This is a genomic window from Curtobacterium sp. ME-Dv--P-122a (genome assembly GCF_030209645.1).
In the GTDB taxonomy this organism is placed as follows: domain Bacteria; phylum Actinomycetota; class Actinomycetes; order Actinomycetales; family Microbacteriaceae; genus Curtobacterium; species Curtobacterium flaccumfaciens.
In genome coordinates, this window is the sequence record NZ_JARVRO010000013.1 from 84,571 (window position 1) to 105,287 (window position 20,717).

The window sequence follows — 20,717 nt, forward strand, 5'->3', positions numbered from 1 at the left end:
CTTGCGATTGTTGAACAATGCGGTCCAGACTGTCCCGCATGTTCGTCCTCATCGGCGTCGCCGTCGTCATCGTCGGCTTCGCATTGCGCATCAACGCGCTACTCGTCGTCACGGTCGCGGGCATCGTGACCGCGGCCATCGGCGGGATCGGTCCCGTCGGCATCCTCGACGCGTTCGGCAACGGGTTCGCCTCGAGCCGGTCCGTCACGACCTTCGCGCTCGTCCTGCCCGTCATCGGCCTGATCGAGCGCTACGGCCTGCAGGACCAGGCGAAGCGCCTGATCGCGAAGCTCGACAAGCTGACGACGGGTCGTCTGCTCGCCGGCTACCTGGTGATCCGGCAGGTCACCGCTGCGGTCGGTCTGACCAGCATCGGTGGCCCGGCGCAGACCGTGCGCCCGCTGGTCTACCCGATGGCCGAGGGTGCGGCGACCAAGAAGTACGGGCGGATCGACGACCGCATGCGCGAGAAGATCAAGGGCTACTCGGCGTCATCGGACACCGTCGGCGTGTTCTTCGGCGAGGACGTCTTCGTCGCGGTCGGCTCGATCCTGCTCATCACGACGTTCGTCGACTCGACCTACGGGCTGTCGCTCGAACCGATCGACCTGGCCCTGTGGGCGATCCCGACGGGCATCGCGGCACTCATCGTGCACGGCGGACGCCTGCTGCTGTTCGACCGCCGACTCGACAAGATGGCGGCGGACGCCCGTGCCGACGCCCCGACCCTGGGGGCAGCAGCGTGATCACCAGCGAATGGCTCTACTGGCTCATCGGCGCGTTCTTCATCGCCGTCGCCGTCCTGATCGTCACCGACACCGCGCACGCGAAGCGCCTGGGCAACGCGGCGTTCTGGGGCATCCTCGGCCTGTCGTTCTTCACCGGCACCTTCGTCGCCGCCGGCACCGTGCCGGCCTGGACGCTCGGGATCGCCGTCCTCGTGATGGTCGCGCTCGCCGGACTCGGCTTCACCGGGACGACGAGCCGCACCCGGGTCGCGAGCATCCCCGGCGCCGGCACGGGTGCCGAGACCGGCCCCGCCGAACCGACCGGCGTGACGCAGGAGATCACGGACGCCGGCAGCGGCAGCACGAGTGTGCTCGCCACCACCAGCCCGGACGAGCGCGCCGCGTTCGCGACGAAGTACGGCAACCGGCTCTTCATCCCGGCCCTCGTGGTGCCGGTGGTCGCCGTGCTGGTCGCGACGCTCGGCCCGCTCGTCTCGTTCGGCGGCGAACCGCTCCTCGCCGAGGGCAGTGCGACCCTGACCGGCCTGGGCATCGGTTCGGTGCTCGCCGTGGTCGTGGCTGTGTTCGTCCTGCGCCCGCCGAAGATCGCCACCCCGATCCGTGAGGGCGGTCGCCTGCTGCAGGCGATCGGCTGGGCGGCGCTGCTGCCGCAGATGCTCTCGACGCTCGGCATCGTCTTCACCCAGGCGGGCGTCGGTGACGCCGTCGGCACCATCATCAAGTCGGTCCTGCCCGACGGCTCGCTGCTCGCCGCCGTGGTCGTCTACTGCCTCGGCATGGCCCTGTTCACGATCATCATGGGCAACGCGTTCGCCGCGTTCCCGATCATGACGGCCGCGATCGGCTGGCCCGTCCTGGTGCAGGGCTTCGACGGCAACCCCGCCGCGATCTTCGCGATCGGCATGCTCGCCGGCTTCTGCGGCACGCTCGTCACCCCGATGGCCGCGAACTTCAACCTGGTGCCGGCCGCCCTGCTCGAGATGCGGGACAAGTACGGCCCGATCAAGGCGCAGATCCCCACCGCCGCCATCCTGCTCGTCGTCAACATGGGAGTCATGTACCTTGTCGCATTCTGATGCCGCCCCGATCGACCTGACCCGGGCTGCCTGGGCCGACCGCTTCGCGGCCGTCGCTGCGGACAACACGACCCGCGAGTACCCGTACGCCGCGCACCACGCGACGTCCGGACCGGACGACCGGGCTCTGCCCGTCGAGCTCCACCCCGCCTTCGCCACGTCGTACGACTGGCACTCGTCGGTGCACATGCACTGGCTCGCGGCGCGCCTGGTCGCGCACGGCCTGCCCACCGACCTGGAGGCCCGGCTCACCTCCATCCTGCAGGCGCACCTCACGACGGATCACCTCGCGACCGAGGCGGCCTACCTGCGCGAGACGCCGCACTACGAGCGCCCCTACGGTTGGGCCTGGCTCGCCCGGCTCGCCGCCGAGGTGTCGGCGTCCGAGGCGCCCGCCGTCCGGGCACTCGCACCGGGGTTCGCACCCGTCGTCGACGTCCTCGAAGACCTGGTCGTCCGGTGGATCGACGGCGCCGCGCACCCCGTCCGGCACGGCGTGCACTCGAACTCGGCGTTCGGGCTGCTGCTCGTGCTCGAGGCCGCCCGGTCGCTCGACCGTCCGGCCCTGGCGGCAGCGGTCGAGGGCGCTGCGAAGGACTGGTTCGGCGCGGACGCCGGGTGGCCGTTCGCCTGGGAGCGGAGCGGGCACGACTTCCTGTCCGCGGGCCTCGCCGAAGCCGACCTGATGCGGGCGGTGCTGCCCGCCCCGGAGTTCGCCACGTGGGCGCGCGGCTTCTTCGCCGCGGTGCAGCCCGGTGACGCGATCCTGCGATCGACGGTGGTCCGTGACGAGAACGACCCGCAGCAGGTGCACCTGTTCGGGCTCGACCTGTCGCGGGCGGGATCGGCCCGGCGCATCGCGGACGCACTCCGCGCCGGCGGCCCGGACGACTCCGGCACCGGCATCGCCGACCTGCTCGACGACGCGGCCGACCGGCTGCTGGTCTCGGGTCTCGCGGCGAGCGTGGGCGAGGAGTACTACTCCACCCACTGGCTGGCGAGCTTCGCCTGGGACGCGATGGAGGCCCGGGAGCACGCCGCTCGCTGACCGTCGTCGGGAGCGCTGATCGTCTGCGGACACGTCGAGGATCCGGAGGTACCTTCGGGGCCATGAGCGATCCGAAGGACGACGAGACCCTCGACGACTTCCGCGAGGCGCAGGAGACCGACTACGAACCGGAGCCGACCGTGCTCGACCCCGACGACCTGCCGGTGGTCGACGACGCGGACGACGAACTGCTCCCCGACGACGACCGACCGGTGCCGCTCGACACCGACGACGACACGATCTGAGCGATCGCGCCGTTGTCAGCTTCGGCGTCCGTTCAGTCGAGCGGGAGAGTCCGCGCGAAGGTGCGGGTGACCGGAGTCGCGGCGAGGAACGGTGCCATCGCCGGAGCGCCCTCCGGCGTCGCACGCCAGGCCACGTAGGTGTCGTGGTCCTCGGCGGTCGTCCACGACTCGACGACGACCATGCGCGCCGGGTCCTCGTCGTCGACCAGGACCTCGAGCGACTCCAGGCCGTGGAACGACGCGGTCTGTTCGAGCGTCTCGCGGATCGCACCCTGGAGTGCGTCTTCGGGGGCGTCGCTCTGGAACTGGACCTCGAGCAGGACGGTCATCGACATGGGGAACCTTTCGTCAGCGGTGTCCAAGCCAACCCCTGACCCCCTGCGCTTGTTCCGGGTCGGTCAGCCGAGGATGCGGAACCGGAGCGGATCGCCCGGACGGAGCTGCGCAGCGAGGTCGATCGCCGACGGTGTCAGGACCGCGACGACCGGGTAACCGCCGGTCACCGGGTGGTCGGCGAGGAACAGCACGGGGAAGCCCTCGGGTGGTACCTGCAGTGACCCGGTCTCGACGCCCTCGCTCGGCAGCTCGCGTGCCACGGAGCGGGCGAGCGGCGTCGCGGCCGTGGTGCGGACCCCCACGCGGTCGCTGTCCGCACTGACGGAGAAGTCCTGGCCGGTCAGGGTCGTGCGCCACTCCGGGGTGAACCAGTCGTCGCGCGGTCCGGGCACCACGTCGAGCACGACCGGCTCGTCGGGCCACCGCGGCTCGGGCTGCGGCACCGCGTCGACGATCGGCCACGACACCCGGGCGTCACCGACGAGCAGGACGTCACCGGCCGACAGCGGCGGCGGACCGAGGCGCGCGAGGGAGTCCCACGAGCGGCTGCCGAGCACCGGGTCGACCGCGAAGCCCCCGAGGACCGCGACGTAGGTGCGCAGGCCCACGGTCGCGGTGCCGACCCGGAGCGTGTCGCCCGGGGCCAGCAGCAGCACCTCGTGCGAGGCGGCACCGCGGACCGATCCGTCCGCCCGCTCGACCTCGACGGGGCAGGCCGCGCCGGTGGTGGCCGCGACCACGTACGCGTCGGCGCGGAGCGTGACGGAGCCGAGCAGGGCCTCCAGGACGGCCGCGTCGGGACGGTTGCCGACCAGCCGGTTGGCGAGTGCCGCGGAGCCGCGATCGGCTGCTCCGGCCGCGCCGAGGCCCATGTCGCTGAAGCCCGGGCGCCCGAGGTCCTGCGTGGTTGCGCCGTAGCCGACCTGCACGACGGTCAGCGCGGTCATGCCGCACCCGCCACGACGAAGCGGACGAGCGTGCCGGCGGGCGCGAGCGCCGGGGGCGTGCGCTCGAGGGACCACATCGGCACCTCGGTGCGGCCGATGAGCTGCCAGCCGCCGGGCGATGTCCGCGGGTAGACGGCGCTGAACTCGCCGGCCAACGCCACGGCGCCGCTCGGGACGGCCGTGCGGGCGGTGCTGCGGCGGGGCAGGTCGAGCGGGCGATCGCTGCCGGTGAGGTAGCTGAAGCCGGGGGCGAAGCCGCAGAACGCGCTCGTCCAGAGCTGCCCGGTGTGCCACGCCACGAGCTCGTCGCGCCGCATGCCGGTCAGTTCGGTGACGGTGTCGAGGTCCTCGCCGTCGTAGGCGACGGGGATGACGAGCGGCTCAGTGTCGTGCGCTTCGAGCGCTGCGCTGACCGGGCTGACCTGCGCGAGCTCGGAGCGGAGCCGCCCGGCGTCCGTCGTCGTCGGGTCGAACCGGAGCAGCAGTGTCCGGGCACCGGAGACGACCTCGGTCAGCCCCGGCAGAGTGGCCTGTGCGAGCCCGGCGCGGAAGGCGACGACGTCGCCGAGCGACCCGAACGTGGCGAGGAGTGCGGTGCCGCCAGCGGAGCGGACCTCCGGGCCAGTCACGGTGCGAAGGGCGCGATCGTCACGCCGTGCTCGGTCAACAGCGCTCGGATGGCGCGAGCCATCGCCACCGCGTCGGGGGAGTCGCCGTGCACGCAGACCGAGTCGGCACGCACGGCGATCTCGGACCCGTCGACGGCGGTCGCGACACCATCGGTGACCATGCGGAGCACCCGGGCTGCGACCTCGTCCGGGTCGTGCAGCACCGACCCCGGCTGCTTCCGCGACACCAGCGAGCCGTCGGGTTCGTAGGCGCGATCGGCGAAGGACTCGCTCACCGCGCGGAGCCCGTGTCGTTCGGCCGCCAGCAGCAGCTCCGAACCGGGCAACGCCAGCACGGCGAGGGACGGGTCGACGTCGGTCACGGCGCGGACGACGGCCTCGGCCTGCACCGGGTCGGCGCAGGCGGTGTTGTACAGAGCGCCGTGCGGCTTGACGTAGGTGACGGCAGTGCCCGCGACGTGCGCGGTGGCGGCCATCGCGCCGAGCTGGTGCACGACGTCGGCGTACAGCTCGTCGGGGGTGACGTGCACGGGCCGGCGGCCGAAGCCGATCAGGTCGCGGTAGGCCACGTGCGCGCCGATCGCCACACCACGCTCGGCGGCGGCGCGGGCGGTGGCGAGCATGATCGTCGGGTCGCCGGCGTGGAACCCGCAGGCGACGTTGGCGCTCGAGACGACGTCGAGCATCGCGGCGTCGTCGCCCATGGCCCAGGCTCCGAAGCCCTCGCCCAGGTCGCTGTTCAGGTCGATCGTCGTCACGGGTGCTCCCTGTCGTCGCGGGTTGTTGAACAATCTACCGATCACCCCGGTCCCTGTCATCCGCTTCCCCCGGTCGGACGGCGGTTTCCGAGGTGCGCCACGTACTGTCCGAGTACTCAGTACCACCGGCGGCAGTGCTGCCGGATCGATCTCTGCACTGGAGCAGCTCATGACCGACAGTGACAACACGCACGACGCCCCGAAGAACGACTCGGAGGGCACCGAGAAGCCGGGCGGCCTCGGCGACGACAACACCATCCCGAACAACCCCGACGGCCTGGCCGCGGGGCACGCGGGCGACGACTCGCACTTCAACCCGGAAGAGGACGGCGAGCACTAGCGGCTCCTTTCCGGCCTGCGGGTCGATGCAGAACGACACCGTCGTTGTCCTCCGACAACGGCGGTGTCGTTCTGCGTCGGCACGCATCCGCACGCGTCCGCACGCATCCTCACGCATCCGTCCGCACCCGACGAAACAAACAGCGCAAAACCTTCCGACACGAGGTTTCCGGTGCTACAGTCCCGATCACCTAGCAGCACTAGGGATTCAGCGGGCACCGAAGCCCCCTGTGACTCGAGGAGGAGTCATGTCGACACCGACGTCGAAGGAAGAACCCACGCGGGGCATCGCCGGGACCGCGTCCCCAGCGGTCACCGCAGCCGCCGGAGCCACCGCCACGGACGCCGCGGCGTCCCGAGCGTTCTCGGTCGAGGGCATCACGCAGTCCGTCAGCACCGTCCGGGTGGGTCGGGGGTACCTCTGGGGCCTCAGCTTCGCCCAGTTCGGCCTGTTCGTCGCCCTGCTCACCCCGGTCTTCGTGAGCATGTCGATCAAGGCGACGGAGTTGAACCCGACGAGCCCCGAGACCGTCGTCGGTTCGGTCCTGCCGTTCGGAGCGCTCGGCGCCCTGTTCGCCAACCCCCTGTTCGGCGCGCTCTCCGACCGCACCCGCACGCGGTGGGGCCGTCGCCGCCCCTGGATGGTCGGCGGTGTCGTCGTCTTCGTCGGTTCCCTCGCCTGGCTCGCGTTCTCGCCCGACGTGCTGCAGCTCACCCTGGCCTGGGTGCTGGCGCAGGTCTCCGCCAACGCCGTCCTGTCCACGCTGACGGCGAGCTTCGCCGACAACGTGCCGGAGTTCCAGCGCGGCAAGGCCTCGAGCGTCATCGCCCTGGCGCAGAACATCGCGATCCTGGCCGGGCTCTACCTGGCCGTGTACCTGGTCGGCAACCTGCCGGTCCTGTTCATCGCACCGGGCGTCCTGGCGATCGTCGCGGTCCTCGTGTACTCGTTCGTCGCCCGTGACGACCTGCCGACGACGCCGGTCAAGCCCTTCAGCTGGATCAACCTGATCAGCTCGTTCTGGACGAACCCGATCAAGCACCGCGACTTCGGGCTCGCGTGGTGGGGCCGTTTCCTCATCACCTTCGGCACGTTCATGTTCACGACGTACCGCCTGCTGTACATGCAGGACCGCATCGGGCTCCCGCAGGGCGAAGCGGTGGGGGTCGTCGCGTTCGGCGTGCTGCTGTACACGATCGCCCTGCTCGTCAGTGCGGCCGTCTCCGGCTGGGTGTCCGACCGGATCCAGCGTCGCAAGGTCTTCGTCTGGGGTTCGACGGCCATGACCGCCGTCGGCCTGGTGATCCTGGCCCACGTCGACAGCGTCGGCGGGTTCTACTTCGCCGAGATCGTCCTCGGTTTCGCCTTCGGCATCTACGCCGCCATCGACACCGCCCTGGTCGTCGACGTGCTGCCCGACCCGGAGCGCCCCGGCAAGGACCTCGGTGTCATCAACATCGCGAACGCCCTGCCGCAGTCACTCGCCCCCGCCGTCGGTCTGTTCCTGCTCGGGATCGGTGGCGGCCAGAACTACACGCTCATGCTCTGGGGTGCCGGCGTCGCCGTCATCCTCGGCGCCCTCGTGATCCTGCCCATCAAGTCGGTCCGCTGACCGACGCGACCGCCTGGAGGCGCGACCCGCGTCCGCGACGCACGCCGCGCCTCCAGGTGGTCACCTGCACCGCACGTGGCCGCTTCAGCGGGCGCCGTGCTGTCGCAGTGCGACGACGACCTCGTCGAGGAAGCCGTCGACCTGCCCCTGGTCGTACCCCTCGCGGAACTTCGTCGGCCGGAACCGCTTGTCCGCCACCTCTCGTGCGAGCATGTCCTCCCCCTTCTGCTGGCGCCTCTCGTGGCCCTGCCATGGTGTCACGGGCGGGTTGCCGGGGGTCAGAGCTGCGGTGAGCGCCTGCCGAACAGCGCGTCGAGGAACCGCGAGAACCGCGACTCCGGCTGGTGAGGCGTCTCGATCGAACGGGTCGGTGAGCGGAAGGCCAGGTCGTGCAGCATGTTCCGCTTCGACCCGTCCCAGTTCGCGAACAGGTAGGTCCCGCCGATGAAGGACATGCTCCGGACCGGCGTGCGCTTCCACGAGTCGGCAGCCACGTAGTACCCCGCGTGGCCGGCGCGGATGTGCTGGATCACGGTGTCCACGTCGATGACACCGGTCGGTGTCACGACGGCGGTGATGCCCGTGCGGTCGCGGGCGACGTACTCGATGAGGTGTTCGGTCACGATGGAACTCTTCGTCACGGTGGTGAGACGCCACGGCAAGGAGCGTGGCGAAGGGGATTCGGAACCGCCGTTGCTTCCGTTTCCAGAGTACGTCCGCCGCGGGCGTGGCGTCCCCGGATGTCCGCCGTTCGCAGATGGATGAGCGTTCAGCGGATGGGGGTCCGGTCGACCCAGTCCACGATGCGTTCGATCGTGTCGTCGAAGTCCCGCGTGCCGGGTCGGTTGAGGAACGCGTGACGGCTGTCCGGCAGGACGTGTCGTTCGACCTCGACCTCGACGTCCGCGGCCGCGAGCTCGTCCGCGAATCGTTCGCCCGACGCGCGCATGACGTCCCGCTCGGCGTCGATCAGCAGGGTGCGGGGGAACCCGCCGAGGTCGTCGGACTCCGGGTAGACCGCAGTGGGGCGGCCGCCCGCGTACGCCCGGTTGCTCAGGTCGAGCAGCAGCGGCGCGTGCGTGAGCCGCCGGTGGCCTCGGACGAGTCGCTGCAGCGCCCGGTCGCGCGGGAGTCGGGCGTGGAAGAACCCGTAGGTCAGCACGAGGCCGACCAGCGGCGGGGCGGTCGCGACCGTGGATGCCGCCAGGCACGCACCGGCGCTCGCCCCACCGAGCAGCAGGCCGGCGGACGGCGCCTCGTCGTGCAGGTGGTGGAGGACGGCGACGATCTCGTCCCGCGCGTGGGGCGCCCGTCGACGCCCACGTGGTCCACCCCGGCCGAGCCAGGGCAGTCCGGGCAGCGGTCCGAGGCGGTAGTCGACGGTCACGACCGGCAGCCCGCGCTCGGCGAGCGCCCGTGCGACGGCGTCGGACTCCGGCAGGTCGAGGTCGCCCCGGAAGAACCCGCCGCCGTGCACCCCGACCAGGGTCGGGGCGCCCGTGCCGGCGCTCCGGTCCAGCGGTCGGTACCGCCGGACGGGGACCGGTCCGTGCGGTCCGTCGATCCTGTCGTCCGCGACCTCGATCGTGTCCTGGTGCATCCCCCGCATGGGAGCAGTGTCGCAGGCCGCGGGCGGGAGTCAGGCTCGCGGCGCTCGAACCGGCGTGCTTTCGGAGCGCCGGGAGGGACACGGCCCGGTAACGATGCGGGCGACCGCTCGGCCGGGCAGGCAGCGTGGAGGCATGCGCCTGACGAGAGCCGCCCTGCTCCTGACCACTGCGACCCTGGCCGCGCTGCTGACGGGGTGTTCCGGCGCGGACGGAGCGGACGGCGGTGCGGCGACCCCGACCGTGACCGAGACCGTCACCGCCCCGCCCTCCGACGCCGCGAGCACGCCGCCCCCGACGCCGACGCCCACCCCCACCCCGACCTGCGGGCCGTCGAGCGGTGCCGCGGCTGCGGCCGATGGCATCGCGTCCCTGCCGCTGCCCGCCGGACTCGAGGATGCGAAGTGGGACGCCGCGAACGCCGACTACTCCGGCTACGACGCCTGCGCGCCACTGTCCTGGTCCGTGGTCGCACCCGAGTTCGGAACAGCAGGATCCCCGTACGCGATCCTGCTGTTCCACGAAGGCCGGTACCTCGGCACGGCCACTGCCCAGCAGTATGCCTTCGAGCCGACCGTCGAACGACAGAGCGACTCGGCCGTCACGGTGACCTACCGGTTCGCAAAGGCCGGCGAGCCGAACGCAGCGCCCTCCGGCCGCACCACGGCCACCTTCACCTGGAACGACGAGACCGGCCGCGTCGAGATGACGGGGGACACCCCGCCCGCTCAGTGACGGTCGGCCGGCGCGGAACCCACGCCGAGCTCCCGCTGCAGCGTGCGGAGGACCCGTACGAGGGTGTCGAGCTTGTCCGGTCCGGCTTCGAACCCACGTCCCAGGGCGGACCGTGGCTGCACGACCACGTCGTCACCGTCGGTCGTGCTGATCCAGACGCCGAAGTCGGCTCGCTGGCCGCGGGACTCCCTCGTCGCGACGGAGAACCGCAGGATGCGTGCCCACGGCAGGTCGAACACCGGCGCGTCCCGTGACGGTGCCCACGCGTGCAGGCCGAACTCGTCGACGGTCCAGACCTCGGGGCGGGGCTTCGGGAAGTCGTCGGAGGTGCGCAGGCCGGACGTCAGCACGGGCAGGTGGAACCGAGGTGCCCGGCCCGCTCCGATCCGTGCGAGCGTCCGGCGGTCGCCTCGCCCGGCGGACAGCGTCGACACGGCCAGCAGCACCCCGAACCCCGCGACCACGATCGGCCACAGCACGAACGACCCCTGTGTCCGGGCGCTGTCGATGCCGCGCAGGAAGCCCGGGAACGCGAACTCGGCGACGAGCGCGGCGAGCCCCACCGCCGTGGTGACGACCGCCGCGAGCAGCACCGGCCCCCGCTTCGGCATCTCCCCGTCGCGCAGCCGTTGCACCCAGGGCTCGTCCGCCGGGGTCATCGCTCGGTCCGTGTCCGACCAGGACGCCCGGCGTCCTGCTGGGACCCGAGTTCCCGGCGCAGCGACCGGAGCACCTGCATCACGATGTGGATCTTCGTCGCGCTGGCACCGAAGGGCCGTCCGATCGCTGGCCGCGGCTGCAGGGTGAAGCGCCCGACGTCCTCGGTGATGATCCAGATGCCGGTGTCCACCCGCTGCCCACGGACCTCTGCCGAAGCGAGTTCGAGCGAGTGGACCGCACTCCACTCCAGGTCGAACACCGGAGTCTCCCGCTCCGGCGACCACGCGTGCAGCCCAGCGGCATCGACCGTCCACATCTCGGGTCTCGGCTCGGGGAAGTCGTCGAGGGTGTACTCGCCCCTCCGCACGACGGGCAGGTGGAAGCGCGGCGTCGTACCGTGCCGACGGATGCTCGCGAGGATCCGTCGGTCGCTCCGGCCGCGCGTCCGCGAGAGGACGGCTGCGACGGGGCCGAGCACGAGCAGGATCACCGAGAACAGCGGCACGGCGAACGGACGGCGTGCATCCGAGTGCAGGAAGGCGTCGAGGTGCGTGATCGAGAACACGACCCCGGTGCCACCGGCCGCGGTCACGATCGCCAAGCCGAGCAAGAACGGCCACCGCTTCGGCATCTCCCCGTCGCGCAGCCGCTGCACCCAGCGTTCCCCCGAGTACTCCACCCTGCCATCCTGCCCGTCACGGCCACGGATCGTCCGCGGGCGCGACATGCTGTTCCCATGCAGTCCGTCCGTGCCGCCGCACCCGGTGTCGCCCTCGCCGTGGCGATCGGCATCGTCGCCACCCTCGTCGGCCGGGTCGTCCCGGTCGTCGGCGGCCCCGTCCCCGCCGTCCTGATCGGTGCCGTCGTGGGGTGGCTCGTCCGGCGCCGCACCGGTGGCACACTCGCCGCGCTGGCTCCCGGCGTGAAGTTCTCGTCCAGCCGGGTCCTGCAGTTCGCCGTGGTCCTGCTCGGCGCGCAGCTGTCCATCGGTGAGGTCCTGCGCATCGGCGGTGAGACCCTGCCGGTGATGCTCGCGACGCTCGTCGTCTGCCTGGTGGCCGCGTGGGGGATCGGCCGGCTGCTCCGGGTCTCGGGCGCACTCCGCACCCTGATCGGCGTCGGGACCGGCATCTGCGGCGCCTCGGCGATCGCCGCCGTGACACCCGTCATCGGTGCGGTCAGTGCGGACGTGGCCTACGCGATGTCGACGATCTTCCTCTGCAACATCGCGGCCGTCTTCGCCTTCCCGCTGCTCGGGCACGCCCTGGGCCTCAGCCAGCACGCCTTCGGCGTCTTCGCGGGCACCGCCGTGAACGACACGTCGTCCGTCGTCGCCACGGCGACCGTCTACGGCCGCCAGGCGACCGACACCGCGGTCGTCGTGAAGCTGGTGCGCACCCTGATGATCATCCCGATCGTCATCGGGCTGGCCGGACTGGAGGCCCGCCGCGCCTCCCGCGAGCAGCTCGCCCCCGCCTCTGGGCCGGGTCGCGGGTTCCGTGTGTTCCGGTTGGTGCCGTGGTTCCTGATCGGGTTCCTCGTGGTGGTGCTGCTCCGGACGGTCGGGGTCCTGCCTGCGTCCGTGGCGCCGGGGTTCGCGACCGCCGCCTCGTTCCTCATCACGGTGGCGCTCGCCGCGATCGGCTGCTCGACGGACTTCGCCGCGCTCCGCCGAGCCGGGTTCCGGCCGATGCTGCTCGGCATCGCGCTGTGGGTCCTGGTGGCGGGGACGAGCCTGGGCATGCAGGCGGCCTTCGGTCTGCTGTAGGGGTTGCCCGCATCGGACCTATCGTTTATCGTTGCATCGAAATTCGATGGTATCGATGATCGACAGGGGAAGCAGCCATGACCACGCCCGTCTACGAACCGCCCCGCGGGCGGAACTCCTACCTGGCCTACGTCGTCTCGTGTGCGATCGGCATCGTGTTCGTCGTCTGGCGGTACGTCGAACAGCTCGTCCACTCGATCACCTCGGGCACGGTGGCGGTGCCGATCCGGATCCGCGAGACCAGTGCCGTCCCACAGCCTCCGGGTGGCGCGACGGTGACGTCCGACCAGCTCGTGCTCCGGGCACCGATCGCCGACGTGCCGGGTGGTGCGATCGGGTACATCCGCGTCGGCGACGCCCTGGAGGCCCTGCTCGTCAGCGCCCTCATCGCCCTGGTCGCGGCGGTGGCCTGGAAGATCTCACGCGGCGGGCTCTTCGACCGCTCGACCACCCGGATCCTCGACTGGCTCGGCGGCGCGGTGCTGGCCGCCGGGTTCCTGCCGTCGTTCGTCCGCCGGATGGGGTGGAACTGGGTCGTGTCCGGGCTCGGATGGGACGGGTACCTGCCCACGCCCGTGGTGGACCACCAGTTCCTGCCCGTGTACCTCGGCCTGCTCGTCGTCGTCTGCTTCCGGTTCGCGCTCACCGCCTCGCAGCGGATGGTGCGGGACCAGGCCGGGCTGGTCTGATGCCCCCGGAACAGGAGGACGGCCACGCGGTCGTCTGCCACCTCGACGACCTGCTGGCCGAGCGCGGGATGACCCTGACCGAGCTCGCCGACCGCGTCGGAGTGACCGTCGTCAACCTCTCGGTGCTCAAGAACAACCGGGCCCGCGCGATCCGGTTCTCCACCCTCACCCGACTGTGCGAGGTGCTCGGCTGCCAGCCGGGCGACGTCTTCTCGGTGCGCACCGACTGACGATCACCGCTCGTGCCTCACGTGATCCGGGAGTCGATCACCGCCCGGTCGCCGCGGTACCGCGAGAACCCGTACTCGACGGGTGTCCCATCGGCCAGGCACATCAACCGTTCGATGTGGAAGATCGCCTGGCCGGGATCGATGTCGAGCAGGTCGGCCGTCCACTGGTCGGCGTTCACGGTGCTCAGGAGCAACCGTCGTGCCTCCGGCCTCGCGCCGGCCTTCCTGACGAGTACATCCGGCACGTACTCGGTCAGCGGTTCCGCGACCAGGTCGGGGAACCGCTCGTGCGGGACCCAGCTCGTCCGGACCCGGCTCGGTTCGCCGTCGAACGAGATGAGGCTCTCGACGAAGAACGCGCTGCTGCCGGTCATCTCCAGGTTGCGCCGGACGGTCTCCGGCGCGGTCACCTGCTGCACGCACAGGTGCACGATGCTGAGCCGGGGCGACTCGAACACGCTGCCCCCGGCCGTCTCGCCGTAGATCGTGACCTCGTCGGACGTGCGTGCCAGGCTCACCGAGGCGACGGGCCGCACACCGAACGTGCCCGATCGCGGCGCACGGGTGAGCAGCCGCTGTTCCTTGAGCAACGCGAGGGCAGCCCGCAGGACGTTCCGCGTCGTGCCGTACAGGTCGAGCAGCTCCCACTCGTACGGCAGCGGCCCGGTGAACCGCCCCGCGACGATGTCGGCCCGGATCAGGTCGGACACCTGGCGGGCCGCGTCGGATCGTCTGTTGAACCCGATCCAGTGACCCGGTGCCGACGGAGTCGTCCCGACCCCCATGTCGGTCCAGGCAGCGGACGGGGCGAACCCCTCCGGCACGGTCCCGGTCACGAGGTCACCCCCACCGTCGACAGGTCGCCGGTCCAACCGGCCCACCGCAGGAACTCCCGGGCCAGCCGCACCGGGTAGTCGGGCGCCTGGATGTCGAGCGAGACGAACACGCGTCGGTAGAACGTCGGCCCGCCGAGCAGGTCCACGGCGATGCCGAGGTCGACGTCCGGTCGCAGGTCGCCCGCGTCCATCGCCCGCTGCAGCATCGCGTTCACCCGCAGCCGCCGGTCCAGGTGCCACTCGGCGACGGCCTCGGCGACCCGCGGCTCGTGCGACGCGGTCTCCACGATGAGCGGGAGCGCCCGACCGACCGGCGTCGCGACGAGGGCGTGCACCCATCCCCGGGTGAGCCCCAGGACGCCCTCGGCGATCGGGGCGTCCTGCACCGTCGGGATGTGCTCCTCCATCAGCCGGATCACGGTCTCGGTGAGCAGGACCTCCTTGCTCGACCACCGCCGGTAGATCGTCGCCGCACCCACGCCGGCCGCGTCGGCCACGGCCCGGATCGTGAATGCGCGGGGGTCGCCCTCGACGAGGATCTCCACGCACGCGGTGTACACGGACTCGCCGACGGCAGCGCTCCGCGGCCGGCCCCGGACCGGCGCCTCGATGCGCGTCGTGGTGCTCATGCCGCGTCCCAGTGCTCGAGGACCTGGTCCATCGGCCAGACCTCGCCGATCTTGGCGGCGATGTCGAACAGGTTGGCTTCGTGCACGCTCGGCAGCCGGTCGCCGACGGCTTCGCGCACGACGATCGGGACGAACCCGTGCTGCATGGCGTCCGTGGCCGTCGCGCGGATGCACCCGCTCGTCGACAGCCCCGCGATGAAGAGCGTGTCGACGCCGCGGGCGACGAGGTCGGCGGCCAGCGACGTGCCGAAGAACGCGCTCGGGTACTGCTTGGGCACCAGGGTGTCGCCGTCGAGGGGTTCGAGCCCGTCGACGAACGCTCCCGTGGACGCGCCGGGCAGGTACGCGGCGAGTGCCGGCACCTTGCGGAAGAACACGCCGGCGTTGGACCCGTCGGCGGAGAGCGCCATCGTCGTGATCGCCACGTGCACCCCGGCGGCGCGGGCAGCGGTGGTGAGCTCCCGCATCCGCTCGACGGGTTCCTCGACGCCGGCGTAGAGCCCGCAGTCGGGGTCGACGTAGGCGCGGACCGGGTCGACCACGACGAGCGCAGCGCGTCGTCCTGGGCGGAGCGTGCCGGTGAAGCCGGCTGCCGCGTAGTCCTGGTGGTCGTCGGTCATGGCGTCCTGCTTCCGTCGTGGGTGGTCGTTGCCAGGGTGGGGACGGTCACGTGGACGCCCCCGGCTCGGGGAGGGGACCCGACCTGTCGGGGCGGAGTGGCGCCTCCCGGTCGGGAGGCCCGAACGGACCGAACGCGACGATGAGCGCCCCCAGGGCCGCGCAGCCGGCGAACGTCAGCGCCGCGGCGCGGACGCCGTCGACGAACACCTGGACGTCGCCGGACGGCAGGCTGAGCAGGCTGCCGTCGTAGGCCGCAGCCGCCTGGGCCGCGGACAGGCCGCCCGTCGCGATCGCGAGGCCGAGCGCCGTCGAGAACAGGAAACCGGCGTTCTGCAGGGCCGAACGGATCGCGTTCGCGATGCCGCGGCGGTGCTCCGGGACGCGGGTCATCAGTGCCGACGTGCTCGGCGTCATGAACACGCCGGTGCCGACCCCGACGGCGCCGAGGCCGGTGGCGGTGACGGCGTAGGCGTCGCCGTCGGCGAGGGACACCGCGAGCACCGCGGCGCCGAGCGCGATGAGGAGCATGCCGATGGTCGACAGCGTCCGCGCGGCGACCCGGCGGGCGAGGAACCCGGCGCTCACCGCCGCGACCGTCGTGCCGATCGGCGTGGGCAGCACCCAGAGGGCGGCGTCGACGGCGTCCTTGCCGTCGACCGCCTGGAACGACAGGGAAGCCAGCAGGACCAGTGCGTAGCTGGACAGGGCGCACAGCCCGGCGGCGGAGAACAGGGTGATGGTGGTGCGGTCGCGGAAGATCGCCGGGTCGACCAGGGGGTGCGCGACCCGGCGTTGGGTCCACACGAACACTCCGCCGAGCACGACCGCGCCGGCGGTCATCGCGACGACGGGGACGGCCGACCAGCCGACCGAGCCGCCGGTCGAGACCGCACCGACGAGCAGTCCGACGGCGGCGACGGACAGGACCGACCCGGGCACGTCGAGGCGCTCGCCGGAACGGGGACGCGTGCTGTGCGGGATCAGCCGGAGCGACCAGATGAGTCCGGCCAGTGAGATCGGCACGCCGGCGAGGAAGATCCAGCGCCACCCGAACGACTCGGCGACCAGCCCGCCCACGACCGGACCGATGACCTGCCCCACCGCGGCGACGGTGGCGTTCAGACCGAGGCCGAGCGACAGGATCGACTCCGGGAAGACGTCGGTGAGCAGCGCGGTCGTGTTGGTGACGATCGCCGCCGCGCCCACCCCCTGCACGAGTCGGGCGCCGAGCAGCACCGCCGCGTCCGGGGCGAATCCGCACGCGAGTGAGGCGAGCAGGAAGACGAGGATCCCGGCGATGTAGAGGCGGCGACGACCGACCAGGTCGGCGATGCGCCCGAAGACCAGGATGAGGGTGGTCGTGGTGAGCATGTAGCTGAGGAGCACCCAGCTGGACTGCACGGCGCTGGCATCGAGGTCGCGGCTGACGTCGGGGAGCGCGATGAGGAGTGCGCTCGAGGAGATGAAGACGAGGACGACGCTGAGGCTCGACGCGCAGAGCACCTGCCAGGCGCGTCGCCGGGCGGCGCCGTCGTCGACGGTGCGGCTACCGATCGCTCGGCCCTCGCACGGCTGACGACGACGGCACCGTGCGGTGGTGCGTCGTGATCCGCTGGAAGGCGGCCGCTGCGGACAGCACCAGGCGGTCGTCCCACGGCCGCGCGACGAGCTGCACGCCGACGGGCAGACCGTCCGGCGCGGTGCCCGCCGGCATCATGAGCGCGGGGAACCCGACGTAGTCGAACAGCCGGGTGTTCCGGGGGATCACGTCGTGCAGGTTGAAGCGCTCGCCGTCGACCGACATCGTCAGGTCGTCGAGTCGCGGGGCGGTGGCGCCGATCCCGGGGGTGAGCACCACGTCGACGCCGGCCTCGTCCATCCGGGTCACCATCGCGGCCTGCACGAGCGGGCGACGGCGGAGTGCCCGGAGGTAGTCGGCAGCGGTCGGCAGGAACGACACGTCGAACCGGGCGCGGGTCCCGGCGTCGAACAGGTCGGCCGTGCCGGCGTTGGCCTCCTGGTTCGCGGCGAGCTCACCGTAGAACACCGTCCAGCACTCCGAGTCGATCGACTCCAGGTCGTCGAACTCGATCGGCACGAGCGCCGCACCGAGCTCGCGGAACCGCTCGACCGCTGCGGCGTGTGCCTCGAGCACGGCACGGTCGACGCGTTCGGTGAACCAGCCGAGCGGGACCCCGATCCGGAGCCCCTCGACCCGTTCCGGCGCGGCCTCGATGAGCGGGACGGTGGGGAACGTCGTCGGGTCCTGGCCGTCGGAGCCGGCGATGACCCGCAGGACGAGCGCGAGGTCCTCCGCGGTGCGTGCCATCGGTCCGACGTGGTCGAGGGTCCACGACAGGCTCGCGACCCCGGTGCGCGGCACGAGCCCGTAGGTCGGCTTGATCCCGGTGGTCCCGCAGAGGGCGGACGGCACGCGGATCGACCCGCCGGTGTCCGACCCGAGCGCGAGCGGGACGATCCGGGCGGCGAGCGCCGAACCCGACCCGGTCGAGGAGCCACCGGTCCAGCGCTCGGGGTCCCAGGGGTTCCGCACGGCCCCGTACCGGGCGTTGTGCGGCCCGCCGCAGGCGAACTCGGTGGTGGCCGCCGTGAACACCGGGATCGCGCCGGCGGCGCGGAGCCGGGCCACGACGGTGGCGTCGGCCGGGGCCACACGGTCACCGGTCTGGAGCGAGCCGCTCGTGACGATCGTCCCCGCGACGTCGATGATGTCCTTCACGGCGAACGGGATCCCCTCGAGCGGCCGGGCGTCGTCGTCCGCCCAGCGGCGGGTGGACTCGGCGGCGGCTTCCTCGGCCCCGTGCACCAGGCGCAGGACGGCGTCGGACCAGACGTCGTCGCTCGTCCAGTGCGGGGCGAGTGCGGCGAGGACCTCGGACGGGGTCGTGGTGCCGGACCGGTACGCGGCAAGGAGTTCGACGACCGAGGCGGCGGCGGGGTCGGCGGCTGCCCGGGACGCCGCCAGGTCGTCGTCCGGACCGGCAGCGGTCGGCGCCGGGGCTCCGTCGACCGCTGCGTCGAGGAGCCGGCCGAACAGCTGCGCGCTGTGGGCCGGTTCCGCGGGCAGCGCCGACGGGGCGGCGGGCAACGGGTTCGCACGGCTGGCGGCCAGCGCGCGGTCGAGCTGCGGTGCGATGGTGCCGCGGACCAGGGCGGCGACGTCCGTCACGCGGGGACCGCCGCCGCTGCGTGGGCGTCGGCGAGGTACCGGAACACCCCGGGCTGCCGGTCACGTCCGAGCGGGAAGTCCCGGCGGGCTGCCGCGACCTCGCCGACGTCGATGGTGGCCCGGATGATCGGCCCCGCCTGGTGGGCCGGAGCCGAGACGACCAGGTCACCCCGTGGTGAGACGACCGAGGACCGACCGAAGTAGCTGACGGTCTTGCCGTCGACGGTCTCTTCGCCGCCGCGGTTCGGGGCGAGGACCCAGGTCTGGGTCTCGAGCGCGCGGACCTGCAGTTCCTGGGTGAACAGGGTCTCGCGGAAGCCCATCGAGGACACGAGCACGAGCATCACCTCGGCGCCAGCGGCCCGTGACGCGAGCCAGTACTCCGGGAAGCTCCGGTCGTAGCAGATGAGCATGCCGAAGCGGGTGCCGAGGGCGTCGAACACGACCGGTCCGGAACCGGCTTCGAAGTAGTGCTTCTCGTCGACGTCGGAGATCGCGTTCGTCGGGATCGAGGTCTTGCGGTACGACGCCACACGGTCGCCGTGCACGTCGGTGCCCTGCACGAGCGTGCCGTCGGCGTCGATGAGCACCGCGCTGTTGTACTGCGCATCGCCCGCGTCCTCGTAGAGACCGAAGGCGACGGCGGTGCCGAGACGCTTCGCCGCACTCGCGAAGCGGGCGGTCGCCGGACCGGGGACGGGCTGTGCCCAGGACTTCCGGCTGTCGTTGACCACGCCGCAGAAGTAGGGCGTGGTGCAGAGCTCGGGGAAGACGACGAGGTCGGCGCCGACGGCGGCTTCCTCGAACAGGGCGATGAGCTCGTCGAGGGCGACGTCGTGGTCGGCGGGGACCTCGCCGGCCTGGACGACCGCGACCTCGATGACCGGACGGCTCGCTGCGGCGCTCATGCGGTGACCGCGCTCGGAGCAGCCGACGCCACGCCCTCGCGGGTGCGCATCAGCGGCTGGATGCGGGTGCCGAAGTCGTCCATCCCCTGCAGGAAGTCGTCGAACACCAGCATGATGCCCTTCGTGCCCTCGACCGCCGCGGCCTCGTCGAGCATCGCCGCGACGTGCTCGTAGGAGCCGACGAGCGTGCCCATGTTCATGTTCACGGCGCCCTCGGGCAGCGAGATCCGCTTGGCCGTGTTGCCCTCCTCGCCCTCGGCGTCGGTGAGCGCCTGGCCGGTCATCCAGGCGATGGCCTCGACGTCGACCCCGTCGCTGTACCGCTCCCACTTCGCCTGGGCGGCCTCGTCGGTCTCGTCGGCGATGACCATGAAGAGCACGTAGGAGCCGACGTCGCGGCCGGTCTTCTCGCGGGCCTCGAGCAGCGCCTGGTTCTGCTCGGCGTAGGCGGTCGGGGTGTTCACGCCGACGCCCATCGAGAAGTTGTAGTCCGAGTACTCCGCGGCGAACGCCATGCCCTGCGACGACTGGCCGGCCGAGACGATCGGGATGTGCGACGTCGGCCGCGGGAGCATCCGGCAGTCGTCCATCTGGAAGTACTCGCCGTGGAAGTCGCTCCGGCCGGTCTCCCACAGCTCCTTCATCACCTGCATGTACTCGGTCTGGTAGGCGTAGCGGCGCTTGAAGTGCACCTCGTCGCCCGGCCAGAGGCCCATCTGGTCGTACTCCGCCTTCTGCCACCCGGCGACCAGGTTCAGCCCGAAGCGGCCGTGCGAGATCGAGTCGACGGTCGCCGCCATGCGTGCCGCGATCGCCGGTGGGATGGTCAGGACGGCGGTCGTCGCGAACAGGCGGATCCGCTCGGTGCGGGCAGCGAGACCGGCCATCAGGGTGAAGGACTCGAGGTTCTCGTCCCAGAAGCCGCTCGGGCCGCCGAAGCCGCGCAGCTTGATCATCGAGAGGGCGAAGTCGAAGCCGTACGACTCGGCCTTCTGCACGATCTCGAGGTTCAGGTCGAACGACGGCTTGTACTGGGGCGAGGTGGTGGAGATGAGCCAGCCGTTGCTGCCGATCGGGATGAAGACTCCGATGTCCATGGGGGAC

General features: G+C 71.7%; 25 protein-coding genes and 1 pseudogene. 10 read left to right on the top strand and 16 right to left on the bottom strand.

The window, feature by feature from the left end:
- Nucleotides 1-38 precede the first annotated feature (38 nt).
- From QRN49_RS13720 to QRN49_RS13735, 4 genes are all read left to right on the top strand, one after another.
- The gene (locus QRN49_RS13720) at nucleotides 39-746 is read left to right on the top strand and encodes a DUF969 domain-containing protein (RefSeq protein WP_027465970.1); all 708 of its coding nucleotides are present in this window, start codon (nucleotides 39-41) and stop codon (nucleotides 744-746) included.
- Nucleotides 743-1,825, top strand: coding sequence for a DUF979 domain-containing protein (locus QRN49_RS13725; RefSeq protein ID WP_284756419.1), 1,083 nt, complete (start codon nucleotides 743-745; stop codon nucleotides 1,823-1,825). The genes QRN49_RS13720 and QRN49_RS13725 overlap by 4 nt, the downstream gene beginning before the upstream one ends.
- On the top strand, nucleotides 1,812-2,873 hold the full coding sequence (locus tag QRN49_RS13730) for a DUF2891 family protein (protein ID WP_245165121.1): 1,062 nt from the start codon (nucleotides 1,812-1,814) through the stop codon (nucleotides 2,871-2,873). The genes QRN49_RS13725 and QRN49_RS13730 overlap by 14 nt, the downstream gene beginning before the upstream one ends.
- A 62-nt stretch (nucleotides 2,874-2,935) precedes the next feature.
- Nucleotides 2,936-3,118 carry a hypothetical protein gene (locus QRN49_RS13735; protein ID WP_027465973.1) on the top strand — a complete coding sequence of 61 codons (183 nt, stop codon included), beginning with the start codon at nucleotides 2,936-2,938 and terminating at the stop codon, nucleotides 3,116-3,118.
- A 32-nt stretch (nucleotides 3,119-3,150) separates the two neighbouring features.
- Here QRN49_RS13735 and QRN49_RS13740 read toward each other — a convergent pair whose 3' ends face one another.
- From QRN49_RS13740 to QRN49_RS13755, 4 genes are all read right to left on the bottom strand, one after another.
- Entirely contained in the window at nucleotides 3,151-3,453 is a 303-nt protein-coding gene (locus QRN49_RS13740; protein ID WP_111024724.1) for a putative quinol monooxygenase, read from the bottom strand.
- A 63-nt stretch (nucleotides 3,454-3,516) separates the two neighbouring features.
- Nucleotides 3,517-4,401: a 5-oxoprolinase subunit C family protein gene (locus tag QRN49_RS13745; RefSeq protein ID WP_284756420.1), complete on the bottom strand. Its 885-nt coding sequence runs from the start codon at nucleotides 4,399-4,401 to the stop codon at nucleotides 3,517-3,519.
- Nucleotides 4,398-5,030, bottom strand: a complete 633-nt coding sequence (locus tag QRN49_RS13750) for a 5-oxoprolinase subunit B family protein (protein ID WP_284756421.1) — start codon at nucleotides 5,028-5,030, stop codon at nucleotides 4,398-4,400. Before QRN49_RS13750 ends, QRN49_RS13745 begins: the two co-directional genes overlap by 4 nt.
- Nucleotides 5,027-5,788 carry a LamB/YcsF family protein gene (locus QRN49_RS13755; protein ID WP_284756422.1) on the bottom strand — a complete coding sequence of 254 codons (762 nt, stop codon included), beginning with the start codon at nucleotides 5,786-5,788 and terminating at the stop codon, nucleotides 5,027-5,029. The genes QRN49_RS13750 and QRN49_RS13755 overlap by 4 nt, the downstream gene beginning before the upstream one ends.
- 169 nt (nucleotides 5,789-5,957) lie before the next feature.
- Between QRN49_RS13755 and QRN49_RS13760 the strand changes: the two genes are divergently transcribed.
- A complete protein-coding gene (locus tag QRN49_RS13760; RefSeq protein WP_259491478.1) occupies nucleotides 5,958-6,128 on the top strand; it encodes a hypothetical protein in 171 nt (56 codons plus the stop codon).
- Between the two features lie 247 nt (nucleotides 6,129-6,375).
- Nucleotides 6,376-7,740 (top strand): MFS transporter, encoded by a 1,365-nt coding sequence (locus tag QRN49_RS13765; protein ID WP_111032730.1) that lies wholly within the window; start codon nucleotides 6,376-6,378, stop codon nucleotides 7,738-7,740.
- A 99-nt stretch (nucleotides 7,741-7,839) separates the two neighbouring features.
- On the opposite strand, the pseudogene QRN49_RS13770 reads toward QRN49_RS13765, so the two are convergent.
- The 3 genes and pseudogenes from QRN49_RS13770 to QRN49_RS13780 form a co-directional block, all read right to left on the bottom strand.
- Nucleotides 7,840-7,953: pseudogene (locus tag QRN49_RS13770) on the bottom strand (DivIVA domain-containing protein); the annotation flags it as partial.
- A 65-nt stretch (nucleotides 7,954-8,018) separates the two neighbouring features.
- Nucleotides 8,019-8,363: a hypothetical protein gene (locus tag QRN49_RS13775; protein WP_284756423.1), complete on the bottom strand. Its 345-nt coding sequence runs from the start codon at nucleotides 8,361-8,363 to the stop codon at nucleotides 8,019-8,021.
- Between the two features lie 146 nt (nucleotides 8,364-8,509).
- A complete protein-coding gene (locus QRN49_RS13780) occupies nucleotides 8,510-9,340 on the bottom strand; it encodes an alpha/beta hydrolase (protein ID WP_284756424.1) in 831 nt (276 codons plus the stop codon).
- A 142-nt stretch (nucleotides 9,341-9,482) separates the two neighbouring features.
- Here QRN49_RS13780 and QRN49_RS13785 point away from each other — a divergent pair, with 142 nt between their 5' ends.
- A complete protein-coding gene (locus QRN49_RS13785) occupies nucleotides 9,483-10,082 on the top strand; it encodes an LppP/LprE family lipoprotein (RefSeq protein WP_284756425.1) in 600 nt (199 codons plus the stop codon).
- Here the strand turns inward: QRN49_RS13785 and QRN49_RS13790 are convergent.
- Together QRN49_RS13790 and QRN49_RS13795 are read right to left on the bottom strand one after the other, a co-directional pair.
- Nucleotides 10,076-10,741: a hypothetical protein gene (locus QRN49_RS13790; RefSeq protein WP_284756426.1), complete on the bottom strand. Its 666-nt coding sequence runs from the start codon at nucleotides 10,739-10,741 to the stop codon at nucleotides 10,076-10,078. The two genes, QRN49_RS13785 and QRN49_RS13790, sit on opposite strands and share 7 nt — an antisense overlap.
- Complete coding sequence (locus tag QRN49_RS13795) at nucleotides 10,738-11,421, bottom strand: hypothetical protein (protein WP_284756427.1); 684 nt, start codon at nucleotides 11,419-11,421, stop codon at nucleotides 10,738-10,740. The genes QRN49_RS13790 and QRN49_RS13795 overlap by 4 nt, the downstream gene beginning before the upstream one ends.
- Nucleotides 11,422-11,478: 57 nt before the next feature.
- Between QRN49_RS13795 and QRN49_RS13800 the strand changes: the two genes are divergently transcribed.
- The 3 genes from QRN49_RS13800 to QRN49_RS13810 all read left to right on the top strand — a co-directional run bounded on the left by QRN49_RS13800 (nucleotide 11,479) and on the right by QRN49_RS13810 (nucleotide 13,429).
- Nucleotides 11,479-12,510, top strand: coding sequence for a YeiH family protein (locus QRN49_RS13800; protein WP_163342821.1), 1,032 nt, complete (start codon nucleotides 11,479-11,481; stop codon nucleotides 12,508-12,510).
- A gap of 77 nt (nucleotides 12,511-12,587) precedes the next feature.
- The gene (locus tag QRN49_RS13805; RefSeq protein WP_284756428.1) at nucleotides 12,588-13,199 is read left to right on the top strand and encodes a hypothetical protein; all 612 of its coding nucleotides are present in this window, start codon (nucleotides 12,588-12,590) and stop codon (nucleotides 13,197-13,199) included.
- Nucleotides 13,199-13,429 carry a helix-turn-helix domain-containing protein gene (locus QRN49_RS13810; protein ID WP_071245067.1) on the top strand — a complete coding sequence of 77 codons (231 nt, stop codon included), beginning with the start codon at nucleotides 13,199-13,201 and terminating at the stop codon, nucleotides 13,427-13,429. The genes QRN49_RS13805 and QRN49_RS13810 overlap by 1 nt, the downstream gene beginning before the upstream one ends.
- Before the next feature lie 17 nt (nucleotides 13,430-13,446).
- Here QRN49_RS13810 and QRN49_RS13815 read toward each other — a convergent pair whose 3' ends face one another.
- Genes QRN49_RS13815 through rutA form a run of 7 tightly spaced genes read right to left on the bottom strand, consistent with a single transcriptional unit; the run spans nucleotide 13,447 to nucleotide 20,710 of the window.
- Nucleotides 13,447-14,265 carry a GntR family transcriptional regulator gene (locus QRN49_RS13815; protein WP_017886848.1) on the bottom strand — a complete coding sequence of 273 codons (819 nt, stop codon included), beginning with the start codon at nucleotides 14,263-14,265 and terminating at the stop codon, nucleotides 13,447-13,449.
- Complete coding sequence (locus tag QRN49_RS13820) at nucleotides 14,262-14,894, bottom strand: TetR/AcrR family transcriptional regulator (RefSeq protein WP_262133755.1); 633 nt, start codon at nucleotides 14,892-14,894, stop codon at nucleotides 14,262-14,264. The genes QRN49_RS13815 and QRN49_RS13820 overlap by 4 nt, the downstream gene beginning before the upstream one ends.
- Nucleotides 14,891-15,514 carry an isochorismatase family protein gene (locus QRN49_RS13825; protein ID WP_111032737.1) on the bottom strand — a complete coding sequence of 208 codons (624 nt, stop codon included), beginning with the start codon at nucleotides 15,512-15,514 and terminating at the stop codon, nucleotides 14,891-14,893. The genes QRN49_RS13820 and QRN49_RS13825 overlap by 4 nt, the downstream gene beginning before the upstream one ends.
- Before the next feature lie 46 nt (nucleotides 15,515-15,560).
- A complete protein-coding gene (locus QRN49_RS13830) occupies nucleotides 15,561-17,018 on the bottom strand; it encodes an MFS transporter (protein ID WP_284756429.1) in 1,458 nt (485 codons plus the stop codon).
- Nucleotides 17,019-17,061: 43 nt separating this feature from the next.
- Nucleotides 17,062-18,705, bottom strand: a complete 1,644-nt coding sequence (locus QRN49_RS13835) for an amidase (RefSeq protein WP_284756430.1) — start codon at nucleotides 18,703-18,705, stop codon at nucleotides 17,062-17,064.
- Nucleotides 18,702-19,613, bottom strand: a complete 912-nt coding sequence (locus tag QRN49_RS13840) for a carbon-nitrogen hydrolase family protein (protein WP_111100389.1) — start codon at nucleotides 19,611-19,613, stop codon at nucleotides 18,702-18,704. The genes QRN49_RS13835 and QRN49_RS13840 overlap by 4 nt, the downstream gene beginning before the upstream one ends.
- Nucleotides 19,610-20,710 (bottom strand): pyrimidine utilization protein A, encoded by a 1,101-nt coding sequence (gene rutA / locus QRN49_RS13845; RefSeq protein WP_111030592.1) that lies wholly within the window; start codon nucleotides 20,708-20,710, stop codon nucleotides 19,610-19,612. The genes QRN49_RS13840 and rutA overlap by 4 nt, the downstream gene beginning before the upstream one ends.
- Nucleotides 20,711-20,717: the final 7 nt, after the last annotated feature.